Genomic DNA, 14,111 nt, shown 5'->3' on the forward strand with positions numbered 1-14,111 from the left:
GTGTCTTTCCATGTCAGCACCAGCTTGGCGGGCTTCAGGGCAGAGGTTGCCGTCACGTCGATTTCCTTCTCGATTTGTTTCGAGGGCACCACCACGCGCAGCGAGAAGATGTCGCCGAGGTCGAGCCCCACGCCCAGCCGTGCACACTCCATGATCAGGTTGCGCAGCGTGATGAGCACGTTGCGGGCATCGCCCTCGCTGAGCGACGTTTCGCGCACGATGCGTTCGAGCACCATCTCCGGCGTCAGCTTTTGTTGACCCTTGGGCACAGCGATATACACCGTCTTGCCCTTCAATTTTCCCATTGTCGCCTTACGCGACTTCACTGTAAACTCTAACATAACAAATTAAATTTTAAGGTTTGTAATATAATTAAAAAAACACACGAATTTCATTCGTTTTCACCCCATTCGCAGAGTGCCGTCCTACCCAGCTGTTGGGCAGCTCCCTACCCAGCGATTATGTCGCCCTGTACCCAGCAGCTGGGTAGCGGAGGATATATTCGCTGGGTAGGACGATACCCAGCAGCTGGGTGTAGAAGTATGCTATGCTGCATATCCATCATTCGAACGGTTGCGTATATATTCCGATACTGCGGTGACCGTGGTCCAGTAGAACTTTTGCTTTGCTAAATACCATGTAGAACCCTTCTTTGATGCTAAACGGAGTACTACTTGTAGACCAGTATAGTCCAGCGAAGCCGACGCTAATCAGTGTACCATTATTATAGCTGCCTAATGTGGGCAGGAAAAAATAGTCTGCGAGATTACTGGGGGTGCCGAGAGTTGGAATACTACTGGGATACGGAAAATAAATCTGTCGCAAGTCTCTGGGAGCTTCAATAGCCATGCGTCGGTAGCCCATTTTCAAGTCGTCCCATGTAAGCGTGCTTGGATAGCTTTCATTAGCCTTGAGATAGGCCACAATGGCACTCTTCTTTCTTAACCAAATGCCATTGAAGCTAACGAGATGGCCGTTCTGTGCAAAAACGCTGCCCGTGACCCAATGTGGGTCGCCTTTCGCAATATACCAGCACTGCTCGTTGACGTTGGGAATGCCTTGCATCCCACCGAAAGCGTCTGCCTTGGCATCATAAAGGACAAGATTGGTAGATGTGCCGGTGCCCCCATGGTCGTAGCCGCGGTCGTTCATGTTTACGTATGAGGCGTCGGGGTCAGGCCAATGTGGGTCAAAAGCGCCGTTAACCAAAGGCCGATAGCTTTCGTAACCATACCAATAATGATTCTTTGCTCCCCACATGTAGTAGTTCCCATGGGCAACAGAAGCTGGTGTGAGATTGGCCGTCACGTCATAGATAACGCCCTTGTCGAGGGTGATTCCGGTTCTGACGTCCGTGACGACAGTCTCCAAGTTTGTCGTTGGGTCTTTGATGGTGTATTCTATCTTGAAGTCGTATTTGTCGGGGCGAACGATGACATAGGTGGAATTGGCCTCCGGATTGGCAGCAGTGGTGAGCGGAAAGTTTGAAATGTCTATATCAATCACGTTAGATCCTGCGCTCCCTTGGGCACCGGGGCCGACGGTTTCGCCATCAAAGTCGAACAGGTCGACCAAATTGCTTGAAGGGTTGTTATAGCACCTTGTAGCAGTCATCTTGATGTGTGTCAGCCGAATATTGGGTGCAAGGGCTGCATTCTCACACCGGGGCAGGAAGCAAAGATAAGCCGGCTTATGCACAAGCGTAAAGTTGAACTTGTCGGGGTTGCCTGTATTATTTGCTTTACCTGAACCGCAGTCGCCGATGTGACCGGCCCAAGTATAGTCATTGGCTGTAGGGAAGTCGTAATGTTTGTACAACCCTACCGAAGTGGCACTTTCAGGGGTAGCATAGAAAGCGGAAGAACCGTGCCCTGTGTAGCGTACTTCGCAACCGTCGAGGTAGTCGGCCTTGCTGCCGGGCAGGGTGAACTCTGCGCTGGTTCCGCCGTCGTGCAGTTCGATGGCCGTACTCTTCTGCCATGTGCCGTTCTTGTCTTTCACCCAGATGTAGTCATCGCTCTTCCAATAAGCATCGGCTCCTTGGCCGGGTGTGTGTTTGAGGATTGTGCGCGTCTTCGCGCCTGCCGTCTCTTCCTCACCGTCTATCGACAGTCGCTTTGCTGAAGCCTTCGGTCCGTTGGCTGCGAAGATGACGCCACCCTTTGGTGCTTCGGTTTCGTTCTCTTTCTTTTTGTCCTGTGCAACGTCTTCATTGGCACAAGCTGCAAGTAGTGCTGCCACCATGAGCAACATGCTTGCCTGTATTAATCTTTTCATTTGTTCTAATTCTTAATATGAACCTCCCCCAGCCCCTCCGAAGGAGGGGAGTCCGAGCTTGCGGGTCTCTTCTGAGTTTTTCTCAAGTTAGGTCTCCCTCCCATTGGGAGGGACGGGGTGGGTGTTGGTTGTTACTTGTTACTTGTTACTCTTTTACTCTCCCCACACATTATAGCTTGGGTAATCACTCCCCTCTCCCTTTGGAGAGGGGTTGGGGGTGAGGCTTTCGGGTGAGGCTTCCTCCCATTCCTCATCACTGCCTCGCTTTGCATTGCCAAAGCTACCACCTTGTCCGATGTGCTGGTGCTGACCACTGACGGCCTGCAAGAGATTGTCTTCCTGCATCGGATAAACCTTCATCTCGGGCGTTGTGTATGCCCTTTTCTTACTCTCCATTTTCTTCATATTTATTGTTGTTATCTTGATTGTGCTGTTTGCATGTAGGGACGCACGGCTCGTGCGTCCGCTCCAATGGCTTGTTAACTGCCAACTTGTTAACCGTGGTGAGCGGACGCACGAGCCGTGCGTCCCTACATTTTGCTCCCTTATTTCGTTCATTTTTTGCTCGTAAAGGGACACGAAAACGCGAACAAAGGGAACTCCGAGAAGCCCTTTGTTTATTGGGGTTGCACGCTCTTCGCGCGCGCGTACGTGAAGACGTTTAAACGCCAGGTGCGCTAAGTGTGTGTGTGTGTGTGTGTGTGTGTGTGTGTGTGTGTGTTAGCAAATTATTTGAACCAGCCAAATAAAAAGCGTTAAAAGATGCAGAGAAGTTGAAGTTTCTCTGCATCGGCGTTACACCTTTTATATATATGCGATATGTCAAATGGTTTTGCTTCACGGCAGCAAAGGTAAGACTATTTTTCTTAACCTCCAAACAATTAGGAAAGAAAATGCTTCATACCCCACAACAGAACAGCACGATGAGCTGGGCCGTAAAGATGCGCAGGAACATGCTCAAAGGGTAGACGGTGGAGTAGCCTACGGACGGTGCTTCGCGCGAGCAGACACTGTTGGCGTAGGCCAGTGCCGGGGGGTCGGTATATGAACCGGCAATCATACCCATGATGGTGAAGTAGTTGAACTTGTAGCGTAGGCGGGCAATCGTTCCCACAATCAGAATGGGAACGATGGTGATGAGGAAGCCGGTATAGACATATTTCAGTCCGTCTCCCTGCACAACGGTTTCCCAGAAGCCTGCACCGGCCTTGATGCCCACCGATGCAAGGAAGAGCACGAGTCCTATTTCGCGTAGCATCATGTTGGCCGAGGTTGTGGTATAGGTAACAAGTTTGAAATGATAGCCAAAGCGGCCTATGAATATGGCGATAATCAGTGGGCCGCCGGCGATACCGAGTTTCAAGGGAACCGGCATGCCCGGGATAGCGAGTGGAATGCTCCCGAAGAGAATACCGATGATGATTCCGATGAAGATGGTACCGATGTTGGGTGCATCGAGACGCTTTATGCTGTTGCCCATGATGTCGGCCACGCGGTTCACATTGTCTTCGGGACCAACTACCATGATGCGGTCGCCAATCTGGAAATGGTGATTACGGCCGGCAAAGAGGTCCATGCCTTGGCGGGTGATGCGGGTGACATTGACGCCATAGACACTTGAGAAGTGCATTTTTCCCAATGTCTTGCCGTTCATGGCAGGGTTGGTCACGACTATTCTGCGGCTGATCAGTGGCTGTATTTCGGCCTCTGTGTGCCATGGTGTGTCTATTTCCGGGCCGATGAATGCCTTGATGGCTTCGGCGTCGGCTTCGGTACACACAATGAGCACTTCATCGCCAAGGCTAAAGATGGTGTCACGATTGGGGATAGTCACTTCGCCATCGTGAAGCAGTCGCGAACAGATGACATCACGATTGAGGAATTGGGAAATCTCAAGCAGTGTGCGTCCGGCAATATAGGCATTGCTCACTTTCAGATGCATCTGGTGAGGCTTTGCGTGTGGATTTTCATCCTCTTGTTCAGCAAGGTTCTGTTCTTCTTTCTCTAATTTCACACGCGTGATATAGCGGATAGCAATGGTTGCACCGATGATGCCCAGTACGCCAAGCGGATAGGCACAGGCATATCCCGATGCAATCTGAGGCATGCGACTGGGTGTAAAGATGCTCGTAAGGGCCTCATTGGCGGCACCAAGTCCGGGTGTATTGGTCACGGCTCCATAGAGCGTGCCAACCATCATTGGGAGGTTGTTGACATTGCTTGTGTCGAAAAAGACCCAATAGCAAATGAACATCACGGCAATGTTGAGCAAGATAATTGCCGTGGTCAGCAGATTAAGGGTCACGCCACCCTTGCGGAAGCTCTCGAAGAAGCCCGGTCCTACCTGAAGACCGATGCAGAACACAAAGAGAATAAGTCCGAAGTCCTGTATGAATCCCAAGATATTGATAGGAGCAGTAAAGCCTATATGACCTGCGAGAATTCCGGCAAAGAGTACGAAGGTGACGCCCAATGAAATACCGCCTACTTTCACTTTGCCCAATAGGACTCCAACAGAGATTACAATGGCATAGAGCAATGCAATGTGGGCTATTGAGTCAGTTGTGGTAAAAAGATTAATTAACCAGTCCATATTTTTAGTATAAATATGGTTGCAAATGTACTGAGTTTTTAGTGATTGGCAAAATAAATGCTATCTTATTTTGGTAGTACTGTTTCCATATTGTAAAAAAGAGTACCCTCTTTTGAATATGCTCATAGCGGTTTCTGCAAGACCATCTTATCCCGAACAGACGTGTGTTTTTTGTTCAACTGAGGCGTTGGAAGGCCGTTTCTCCTATGGCTTATCTCTGACTCCCGTTAAATTAAGGAGGCAGAAAAGCCAGATTTGTTTCTTTCGATTTTGCCGTTCGCCGGTTTTGTCTTACCTTTGCGAAAACTGAACAACGCTTACGTAATAACATGAAGAAAAACCTTTTATTTGCATTAGGCTTATGCCTCTCAATGGGAAGCTTTGCCGACAATCACACCGTCTGCTCACCCGACGGGAAACTAATGTTGACCATCAGCAACGAGGGTGGGCGCCCGTCTTACACGGTTAGTTACGATGGGGCGGAAGTGCTCAGACCCTCGGCACTCGGACTGACGGCAGACTATGGCGACTTCACGCAGGGTATGAAGTTCGTCAAGGTCACCGAGAAGCGCATTCAGGTGTCCTATGACATGACACGCACGAAGCGTGCACACGTCAGTTATGGGGCCAATCAACTGATGCTTGACATGGTGAACGCGAAAGGCTTTCCGCTGCAAATCACGTTCAATGTTGCGAATAACGATGTGGCCTATCGCTACACCTTGCTTCGCCCGAAAAGCGGAACGCCACGCTGTGCCGTTATCCGCAGCGAGGTAAGTGGCTTCAATCTGCCTGACGACACGCGCACGTTCCTCACGCCGCAGATACAGCCCATGACGGGGTGGGAGCGCACCAAGCCCAGCTACGAAGAGGAATATCGCCCAGACGCACGACTGGCAGACAAGTCGGCCTTCGGCGTGGGCTACACCTTTCCCTGCCTTTACCGCATACCGAACGGCAAGGCCGACACATGGCTGCTCATCTCCGAAACGGGAACGGAAGACTATCCCGGGTGCCGCCTCTCCGAATATGAACCCGGCAAGGGCTATCACGTGGCCTATCCGCAGCCCGGCGAGAACAACGGCGTCGGGAGCGAATACGCTGCCGTCCCGCTGCCGGGAAGCACGCCGTGGCGCACCATCACCGTGGGCCGCTCGCTGCAGCCCATTGTTGAGACCACCGTGCCCTACGACGTGGTGGAGCCACGCTACGAAGCAAAGGCCGAATACAAGCCGGGCAGGTACACATGGAGCTGGATACTTTGGATGGACGAGAGCTGCAACTACGACGATCAAGTGAGGTTCATCGACGTGGCTTCGAAGATGGGCTACGAATACATTCTCGTTGATGCGCTGTGGGACAAGCGAATCGGTTACGACCGCATTGAACAACTCTCCCGTTATGCGCAGAGTAAGGGCGTCGGTCTAATGTTATGGTATAACAGCAACGGCGCGGCAAACGATGCACCGCAGGGCCCACGCAATGTAATGAACAATCCGATTAGTCGCAAGCGCGACATGGCATGGATGCAACGCATCGGTGTGAAAGCCATCAAGGTGGACTTCTTCGGCGGCGACAAGCAACAGACGCTGCAACTTTATCGGGATATCCTCAGCGATGCCAACGACTATGGGCTTCAGGTCATCTTTCATGGTTGCACATTGCCGCGCGGTTGGGAACGTATGTATCCGAACTTCGTGGCGAGTGAGGCTGCTTTAGCAAGTGAGAACGTGTACTTCACGGACTATCATGCCAAGCGTGAAGCCTTTGAACTCACGATGTATCCTTTCACACGCAATGCTGTTGCGGCTTTCGATTGGGGTGGTGTGCTGATGAACCGCTATATGAGTAAGGACAATAAAAGCCGTCATCAACGTTTTACAGGTGATATCTTTGAAATGGCGACAGCCATCACCAACCAAACAAGCGTGAATTGCGTGGCACTTACGCCCAATGCGCTCGCTACACTGCCTGCCTTCGAAATCGAATGGCTCAGGCAGTTGCCCACAGCATGGAGCGACCTACGCTTCCTTGGCGGTTATCCCGGAAAGTATTTCGCTGTAGCCCGACAGACTACTGCAGGCAAGTGGTATGCCGCCGCCATCAATGCCGACCCGAAGCCACTGACTTTGACGCTCGACCTGCCGATGTTTGTCGGGAAAGTGGTTAAAGTATATGCAGACGGCCTCAAGAATAAAGGTTCATTGTGGCTTACGCCGGGTATGAAGCAGCAGAAAGTGGGGCGGAACGGCCGACTGACGGTGACGGTTCAGCCCAATGGTGGAGTGATTGTCAATGAGTAGAGCAGTCTCGAAGTGGCCTTTTAACCCTCGATTCTCTGCTGCACTTGTCGCATCAGCCAATCATTTTGCTCGGCAATCGTCATGTGGCTGTTGTCGAGTTCGATAGCGTCTGCGGCCTTACGCAGCGGACTCACCTCGCGATGACTGTCGATATAGTCGCGCTCCTGCACGTTTTTCAGAATGTCGTCGAAGTCAGCCGGCATGCCTTTTTCCTTGAGTTCGTCGTAGCGGCGCTGTGCCCTTACCTCAGCAGATGCCGTGACAAACACCTTGAGTTCGGCTTCAGGGAACACCGTTGTGCCTATATCTCGCCCGTCCATCACGATACCTTTGTCCCTTCCCATGCGTTGTTGGCGGGCCACCATGGCCGCTCTTACGAACGGAATGGCCGCAATCGGGCTGACATGGTTGCTCACTTCGAGCGTCCGAATGGCCTCTTCCACGCACTCACCGTTGAGATATGTGTCGGGTCGACCAGCCTTTTCGTTGAACTTAAACGTGATATCTATGTTGCTCATCTGCTGTTTCAGCGCATCTGTTTTCACGCTTCCATCGGCATTAAATAGGCCATGTCGCATGGCAAAAAGGGTCACCGAGCGATACATGGCGCCCGTATCTACGTAGATATATCCTATCTTTTTGGCCAGTTCTTTGGCCATTGTGCTCTTGCCACATGACGAAAATCCGTCGATGGCGATGGTTATTTTCTTCATAAAGAATATGCGATATTGATGATGATTGAATGGTTACTGACGTGGTAAGTGCCGTAGGCAAGGTTGAGTTTGAAGCGTTCAAGGTTCAGTCCCGCGCCCATACTGAAGCCCGCTCCGTGGCTACTTTCGTTGCCAGATGTGTCGGTGATGCTCATTTCATGGGCGCGACGGAAGTTGTATCCCAGCCCTATCCAAATGCTTTCCGACAGGTTTACGTCGACACCGGCAGCCAAATGGTCAATGAATTTATAGTTCCAATGGTTCATATCCACAAGGGTTGCAGAGAAGCGAAACGGCGTGTTCGTGAGCCTTTTCGACGCACCCAGCTGCACGTCCAGGGGCATTTTCTCAAACGATTCGTCGTAGGCTTTGAGCTGACCGCCAAGGTTTTTGGCCACAAGAGAGACCGACCAATCGTTGTCGTCATAGTAGTTCAGCCCCAAATCCACGCCCATTGCCGTTGAATGATAGCTGCCGATATAAGACATGATGAACTTGGTTGCGATGCCACCTGCAAGCTTTTCGGTCAGCATATAGGCGAAATAACCGGCCAAGGCGATGTCTTTTGCCGTGAAAGTGCCCGTCAGGTTGTTATTCTCGTCGGCCTCTTTCATGGTGCCATAGTCCATGTATTGCGCCGAAACCGCCCACGACGCGTACTCGCCTACGTTGCGATTGAAGGCCGCACTCCCCATGTTTGTCCCGCCATAGCGCATATAATTGAGGCCAACGGTCTTGTCCGAGACGTTCGAAAGCAGTGCGGGATTGCTGAAAATAAGGGCTTCGTCGTCCTCAACAAGGCTGATGTTGTCTCCCCCGACGGCTGCATTATGCGCACCGACAGGCAGCCGCAGGAAATTATATCCTGTCTGACTTTCCTGTGCCATGGCCGATATTGCACAGCAGGACAGCAGCAGTGCGCATGCAGTTTTTTTCATTTAATTTTCCTAATTATTCGGCAAAGATACGGCTTTTTTCAAATATAAGCATTAATTTTGCCTCACAAAGTAGCAGCATCGACCGAAAAGCGTCGGGCAAGGTGAAAGGGCCTGCCGGACAGCTTGCTGGAGCGGGGCTTGCAATATCAGCCATATCGGCTTGCAATATGGCCCATATTACACGGTAAAATGGCTGATATTAGCGACCAATATGGCTGATATTGCAGGGCAATATAGCCCATGTTGAAAACCGGTCTGGCCGCAGTTGTCGCGCAATAGGTCGAATGATGCCGTTTCATGCCGTGCAAAGCGGGTCGGGAAAGAATTTATTTCAGACAATTTGGAACTGAAGAAATCATATCGTGCAGACTTAGAACACAAGCGGACAACGCACTTCTTGTTGGGCTTGACGTTGGTGTTGGCCTTGCTGTACACGGGGTTTGAATACGTTTCTCCACCCGCCGAAGACGGCCGTGGCAACGAGATGACCGACGAGATGAGCGAGGACCTCGAACTGATGCCGGCCATGGACACGCGCGACATGATTGCCGCTGCACCGAATGCCGCCCCACATTCGGTGACCGAAAAGCTGAAAGCCGTGGACAAGGAACCCGATATGGTCCGCCGACTCGACCCGAACAACGGCGATGCCCAGCTCGGGACAGGGGGGCAAAACGGCCAAACGGTGCGCCAAGACGATGCAAATCCGACCGCAGCCTTGCCGCAAACGGCCCCCGACGACAGCAATCCGTTGCACTTCCGCATTGTGGAAAAACTGCCGGAGTTCCCCGGTGGCATGGTCGAACTGATGAAATGGCTCACGCACAACTTGCATTATCCGGCCTTGGCACAGCGACAACGGTTGGAAGGAAAGGTGGTCGTGTCGTTCATTATCAACAAGGATGGCTCCGTGACCGGCGAGAAAATAGAGAAAGGCATAGACCCTTTGCTCGACCAAGAGGCCTTGCGCGTGGTGAAGATGATGCCGAAATGGAAACCGGGAGTAGAGAAAAACAAACCTTGCAGGACGTTGTTTGTAATCCCGATAAACTTTAAGTTATAAATGAAAGCAGACGAACTCTTAGTGAAAGTCAACGACTTTCTTGACCATTTGCAGTACAATCGCAAGCCGGAAGGGCTGTATGCACCCGTGAAATACGTTCTTTCGATGGGCGGAAAGCGTATCCGGCCGATACTGCTGCTGCTGGCTTACAATCTATATAAGGACAATCCGGAGTCGGTTCTCATGCAGGCTTGCGCCTTGGAGACCTATCATAACTACACATTGTTGCACGATGACCTGATGGATAACGCCGAGATGCGCCGCGGACATGAGACGGTTCACAAGCGGTGGGACGCCAATACGGCCATTCTTAGCGGCGATTCTATGCTGGTACTTGCCTACGAACGCATGGCAAAATGCCGTGAGGTTTACTTGCAAGATGTGCTCCATACGTTCACGGAAACGGCCTTGGAGATAGGCGAAGGCCAGCAATATGATATGGATTTCGAGACACGTAACGACGTCACCGAGGCCGAATACATCGAGATGATACGCCTCAAGACGAGCGTACTCTTGGCTTGTGCGATGAAAATCGGGGCCATTTTGGCCGACGCGCCCAAGCAGGATCAAGAGAATCTTTATAAGTTTGGCGAGCAGATAGGGCTGGCTTTCCAACTTCAAGACGACTATCTTGATGTCTATGGCGACCCGAAAGTGTTCGGAAAAAAGATTGGCGGAGACATCATCAGCAACAAGAAAACCTACATGCTCATCAATGCTTTCAACCGTGCCGACGCTGAATTGCGTCGCGAACTGGTGCATTGGATCGAGGCAAAGACGTTTGATTGCGATGAGAAAGTGGCCGCCGTGACGGCTATATATAATAAGGTGGGTGTGGACAAGCTGGCAAGTGAGAAGATAGCTTGCTATTTCCAAGCAAGCAAAAAGTATCTTGATGCCGTGCAAGTGGGCGAGGACCGCAAGGCCGAATTGCGGCTTTATGCCCGTAAGATGATGGAACGAGAGTATTGACGGCGGTAATCTGACAGGAAGAAATGACATTCACTGATACGCATACCCATTTAGACGGCGAGGAGTTCAAGGCCGATTTGCCCGACGTTATCGGCAGAGCTAAGGCGCAAGGTGTGGGCCGTGTGCTCGTTCCGGCCATCGATTTGAAGTCCGTAGACACGGTGCTTGCAGTTTGCAGACAGTTTCCCGGCTATGCGTTTCCGATGATCGGGCTACACCCAGAAGAGGTGAAAGCCGATTGGGAGACGCAACTTTGCCAGCTGAAAGCACGCTTCACGGAAGCTTCTTTCATTGCCATTGGCGAGGTGGGGCTCGACTTTTATTGGGACAGAACGTTCGAACGGGAACAGCTTTTGGCCTTTGAAGCACAGGTAGAGTGGGCGGTCGAGACGCAATTGCCGCTGATGATTCATTGTCGAAAGGCACAGAACGAGTTGCTGCATATCCTGAAACGCTATGAGAAAGAGCTATCAGGGGGTGTCTTCCACTGCTTTACGGGCAACCAAAAAGAGGCCGAACAGCTGTTGAAATTCGAGCGGTTCGCATTGGGAATAGGCGGTGTGTTAACCTTCAAGAGCAGCCATCTGCGCGAAGACTTGCCCGCTGTGGTCCCCTTGGAACGTATTGTTTTGGAGACCGACAGCCCATATATGGCCCCCGTTCCACATCGGGGCGAGCGCAATGAGAGTGCTTTTGTGCGGTTGGTATTGGAGAAACTGGCCGAAGTCTACGGCGTTTCGGCTGAAAAAGTGGCCCAAACGACCGAAGAAAACGTCAGACGTATATTCACGAAAATCTAAAAACGAAAATAGAAATGAAACATTTGATGGTGCGTTTTGCGGTGCTTTCGCTGCTGATAGGGGTGCTTAGTGCTCCGATAATGGCGCAGAACAAGACCGTAGGTTCGGCAAAACCAAACACGACAAAAGTTGATACGGCGGCGAACGACGATGCCCTTGCGGCACAAATCGATGCGGCTTCGGCCGACAGCACGGCGTTGTTGGGCGACGAAGTGGCAGGCGAAGGCTTTCATCAGGCTCTGAAAACCAAGTTCATCGAGGGCAATGCGGGCTTCATGTCACTGGTGGCTTTGGCCTTGGTCATCGGACTTTCCTTCTGTATTGAGCGTATCATCTATCTCAGTCTCTCTGAAATTGATGCCAAAAAGTTCATGGTCGACCTCGATGAAAAGCTCATGCAAGGTGACATAACGGGCGCAAAAAGCTTGTGCAGAGACACGCGCGGGCCTGTTGCTTCCATCTGTTATCAAGGCTTAGAACGTATTAATGAGCGCATAGATAACATAGAACGGTCGGTCGTTTCCTATGGATCTGTGCAGTCATCTAACCTTGAAAAGGGCTGTTCATGGATAACTTTGTTCATCGCAATGGCCCCTTCTCTGGGCTTTCTTGGCACGGTTATCGGCATGGTTATGGCCTTTGACCAAATCCAAACGGCCGGGGATATCAGTCCAACCATCGTGGCTTCGGGTATGAAAGTGGCCTTGCTGACGACCATATTCGGCATCATCGTGGCCCTAATATTGCAGGTTTTCTATAACTATATCCTGTCAAAGATCGAGCATATCACGTCACAAATGGAAGAAAGTGCCATCACTTTGCTGGACTCGGTGATGAAATATAAGTTGAAGAACGAATGTTGAAGTTGCACAATATAGCCCATTGGCCCACGGAACGCATCTCGCAACGCGTGCTTTACCTGCTGATAGCATTGACTGTGATGGTGTTTGCTTTGTTCTATTTTGTGGCTTATGATCGTCCGTTTGCCGACGATCCGAGTTTCAATGCGCCCTTGTTCACCGACTTGTTGCTGGTTTTCATGCTGCTGCTCGTGGTGCTTTCGTGTGGCTTGTCGGTGTGGGCTGTGGTGCGAAGTGTGCGTCGTTTGCGCGGAAAGGGAAGCGGAATGGAGAACAATGTGCCTGCTTTGCGCATCTCACGTTGCGTGATGTTCGGAACTATTGGCATCTTTATTGTTGCTTTCCTTGTGGCATCCGGGACTGCAATGTCGGTCAATGGGAAGGCCTATCACGACTGGTTTTGGCTCAAGGTGTCGGATATGTTCATTTATACTTCGGTCCTATTGCTGGCGATAGCCATAGGAACAGTGATCTATGGTGCCACGAAATATTACAGAGGTTCAAGGAAAAAGCATGTTCAAGCATAGGAAACACGGTGTCCCGGTACTCAATACGACGTCGACAGCCGACATATCTTTCATGCTGTTGATATTCTTTTTGGTGGCCTCTTCCATGGATATTGATAAGGGACTTTCACGACAATTGCCGCCCGTGGAGCGTAGACCGCAGCAGGAAGAGACAGAAATCAACCGTCAAAAACTGCTTGAAATCAAGATAACCGACCGGAATTTGTTGCTTGTAGACGGCAAACCGATGCCGCTGAACCGGCTCTCCGGCCATGTAACGCGCTTCATCATGGCCCGTGGAAAAGACCATCTGATTTCCATAGATGCCAGTCCTGAGTCGGCCTACGATGTCTATTTCCATGTTCAGAATGCCCTTGTCGAGGCCTATCGTGCCTGGCGTGACCGCGCTTCCAAACAGAAATTCGGCTATGATTACCATCATCTTTCGCCCCGACAGCGCGAGGAAATCCGCGATATTTGTCCGCAACGGGTGGCCGAGACCTACGACATGGTAGGGAAAGGAGGTCGAGATGAGTAGGTTTCGCAGGCGTTCGCACGAGATGCCGGGGCTGAATACGGCCTCGCTTCCCGACTTGATTTTCTCCGTTCTTTTCTTCTTTATGATCGTAACCCACATGCGAAAGGAGACCTTAAAAGTGGAGTGTCGGGTGCCACAAGGCCGGGAATTGACGCGATTGACCAAGAAATCGGCCGTCAGTTATATTCATATCGGCCGGCCTTTCGATGAGAAATATCCTGCTGCGGGCATGATATTCGACGGTTCGTGCATTCAGTTGAACGACAAATATGTGACGCCTGCGGAAATCATCGACTATATTTCGGCCGAAAGGAACCGCCTTTCTCCCGAGGACAAGCAGGCGATGACGGTCTCGATAAAGGCGGACAAAGATACCAAGATGCGTGTAATCAATGCCGTAAAGCAAGCCTTGCGTCAGGCAAAAGCCTTGAAAATCAACTATTCGGCAGTGGAAAATGGGCGCATTAAAAGTGAAAAAGAATAACGATTTGTCATAAAGTTGGCCGTTGAGTTGCAATATTCAAACAAATATACTACCTTTGTAGACA

At 51.1% G+C, this 14,111-nt stretch carries 14 protein-coding genes; 8 read left to right on the top strand and 6 right to left on the bottom strand.

What is annotated here, in order from left to right; translation table 11 throughout:
- The 4 genes from H164_RS0103615 to H164_RS0103630 form a co-directional block, all read right to left on the bottom strand.
- The coding region (locus H164_RS0103615; RefSeq protein WP_019967355.1) for an HU family DNA-binding protein at positions 1-341 on the bottom strand (341 nt) is incomplete at its 3' end.
- Between the two features lie 220 nt (positions 342-561).
- Positions 562-2,277 (bottom strand): hypothetical protein, encoded by a 1,716-nt coding sequence (locus H164_RS0103620; protein WP_026356222.1) that lies wholly within the window; start codon positions 2,275-2,277, stop codon positions 562-564.
- Between the two features lie 153 nt (positions 2,278-2,430).
- A complete protein-coding gene (locus tag H164_RS15850; RefSeq protein WP_248616178.1) occupies positions 2,431-2,835 on the bottom strand; it encodes a hypothetical protein in 405 nt (134 codons plus the stop codon).
- Positions 2,836-3,175: 340 nt separating this feature from the next.
- Positions 3,176-4,870 (bottom strand): putative transporter, encoded by a 1,695-nt coding sequence (locus H164_RS0103630; protein ID WP_019967358.1) that lies wholly within the window; start codon positions 4,868-4,870, stop codon positions 3,176-3,178.
- Positions 4,871-5,199: 329 nt separating this feature from the next.
- On the opposite strand from H164_RS0103630, the gene H164_RS0103635 reads away from it, so the two are divergent.
- Entirely contained in the window at positions 5,200-7,173 is a 1,974-nt protein-coding gene (locus H164_RS0103635) for a glycoside hydrolase family 97 protein (protein WP_019967359.1), read from the top strand.
- 20 nt (positions 7,174-7,193) lie between these two features.
- On the opposite strand, the gene cmk is transcribed toward H164_RS0103635, so the two are convergent.
- Both cmk and porQ read right to left on the bottom strand, forming a co-directional pair.
- Positions 7,194-7,886, bottom strand: a complete 693-nt coding sequence (gene cmk / locus H164_RS0103640) for a (d)CMP kinase (protein WP_019967360.1) — start codon at positions 7,884-7,886, stop codon at positions 7,194-7,196.
- Entirely contained in the window at positions 7,883-8,824 is a 942-nt protein-coding gene (gene porQ, locus H164_RS0103645; protein ID WP_019967361.1) for a type IX secretion system protein PorQ, read from the bottom strand. The genes cmk and porQ overlap by 4 nt, the downstream gene beginning before the upstream one ends.
- Positions 8,825-9,164: 340 nt before the next feature.
- On the opposite strand from porQ, the gene H164_RS0103650 reads away from it, so the two are divergent.
- The 7 genes from H164_RS0103650 to H164_RS0103680 are packed head-to-tail and all read left to right on the top strand — an operon-like array spanning position 9,165 to position 14,047.
- Positions 9,165-9,887: an energy transducer TonB gene (locus H164_RS0103650; RefSeq protein ID WP_019967362.1), complete on the top strand. Its 723-nt coding sequence runs from the start codon at positions 9,165-9,167 to the stop codon at positions 9,885-9,887.
- A complete protein-coding gene (locus H164_RS0103655; protein WP_019967363.1) occupies positions 9,888-10,859 on the top strand; it encodes a polyprenyl synthetase family protein in 972 nt (323 codons plus the stop codon).
- Between the two features lie 23 nt (positions 10,860-10,882).
- On the top strand, positions 10,883-11,659 hold the full coding sequence (locus H164_RS0103660) for a TatD family hydrolase (RefSeq protein WP_019967364.1): 777 nt from the start codon (positions 10,883-10,885) through the stop codon (positions 11,657-11,659).
- A 14-nt stretch (positions 11,660-11,673) separates the two neighbouring features.
- Positions 11,674-12,522 (top strand): MotA/TolQ/ExbB proton channel family protein, encoded by an 849-nt coding sequence (locus H164_RS0103665; RefSeq protein WP_019967365.1) that lies wholly within the window; start codon positions 11,674-11,676, stop codon positions 12,520-12,522.
- Positions 12,516-13,046: a membrane protein gene (locus H164_RS0103670; protein ID WP_019967366.1), complete on the top strand. Its 531-nt coding sequence runs from the start codon at positions 12,516-12,518 to the stop codon at positions 13,044-13,046. Before H164_RS0103665 ends, H164_RS0103670 begins: the two co-directional genes overlap by 7 nt.
- Entirely contained in the window at positions 13,033-13,563 is a 531-nt protein-coding gene (locus H164_RS0103675; RefSeq protein ID WP_019967367.1) for an ExbD/TolR family protein, read from the top strand. The genes H164_RS0103670 and H164_RS0103675 overlap by 14 nt, the downstream gene beginning before the upstream one ends.
- Positions 13,556-14,047 carry an ExbD/TolR family protein gene (locus H164_RS0103680; RefSeq protein ID WP_025830302.1) on the top strand — a complete coding sequence of 164 codons (492 nt, stop codon included), beginning with the start codon at positions 13,556-13,558 and terminating at the stop codon, positions 14,045-14,047. The genes H164_RS0103675 and H164_RS0103680 overlap by 8 nt, the downstream gene beginning before the upstream one ends.
- Positions 14,048-14,111 lie beyond the last annotated feature (64 nt).

This window comes from Segatella maculosa DSM 19339 = JCM 15638, assembly GCF_000382385.1.
Classification (GTDB): Bacteria; Bacteroidota; Bacteroidia; order Bacteroidales; family Bacteroidaceae; genus Prevotella; species Prevotella maculosa.

Bases quoted from the DNA above. Each gene is read 5' to 3' on its own strand.
- H164_RS0103620 (WP_026356222.1), bottom strand. From the start codon at position 2,277: ATGAAAAGATTAATACAGGCAAGCATGTTGCTCATGGTGGCAGCACTA.
- H164_RS15850 (WP_248616178.1), bottom strand. From the start codon at position 2,835: ATGAACGAAATAAGGGAGCAAAATGTAGGGACGCACGGCTCGTGCGTC.
- H164_RS0103630 (WP_019967358.1), bottom strand. From the start codon at position 4,870: ATGGACTGGTTAATTAATCTTTTTACCACAACTGACTCAATAGCCCAC.
- H164_RS0103635 (WP_019967359.1), top strand. From the start codon at position 5,200: ATGAAGAAAAACCTTTTATTTGCATTAGGCTTATGCCTCTCAATGGGA.
- cmk (WP_019967360.1), bottom strand. From the start codon at position 7,886: ATGAAGAAAATAACCATCGCCATCGACGGATTTTCGTCATGTGGCAAG.
- porQ (WP_019967361.1), bottom strand. From the start codon at position 8,824: ATGAAAAAAACTGCATGCGCACTGCTGCTGTCCTGCTGTGCAATATCG.
- H164_RS0103655 (WP_019967363.1), top strand. From the start codon at position 9,888: ATGAAAGCAGACGAACTCTTAGTGAAAGTCAACGACTTTCTTGACCAT.
- H164_RS0103660 (WP_019967364.1), top strand. From the start codon at position 10,883: ATGACATTCACTGATACGCATACCCATTTAGACGGCGAGGAGTTCAAG.
- H164_RS0103665 (WP_019967365.1), top strand. From the start codon at position 11,674: ATGAAACATTTGATGGTGCGTTTTGCGGTGCTTTCGCTGCTGATAGGG.
- H164_RS0103670 (WP_019967366.1), top strand. From the start codon at position 12,516: ATGTTGAAGTTGCACAATATAGCCCATTGGCCCACGGAACGCATCTCG.
- H164_RS0103675 (WP_019967367.1), top strand. From the start codon at position 13,033: ATGTTCAAGCATAGGAAACACGGTGTCCCGGTACTCAATACGACGTCG.
- H164_RS0103680 (WP_025830302.1), top strand. From the start codon at position 13,556: ATGAGTAGGTTTCGCAGGCGTTCGCACGAGATGCCGGGGCTGAATACG.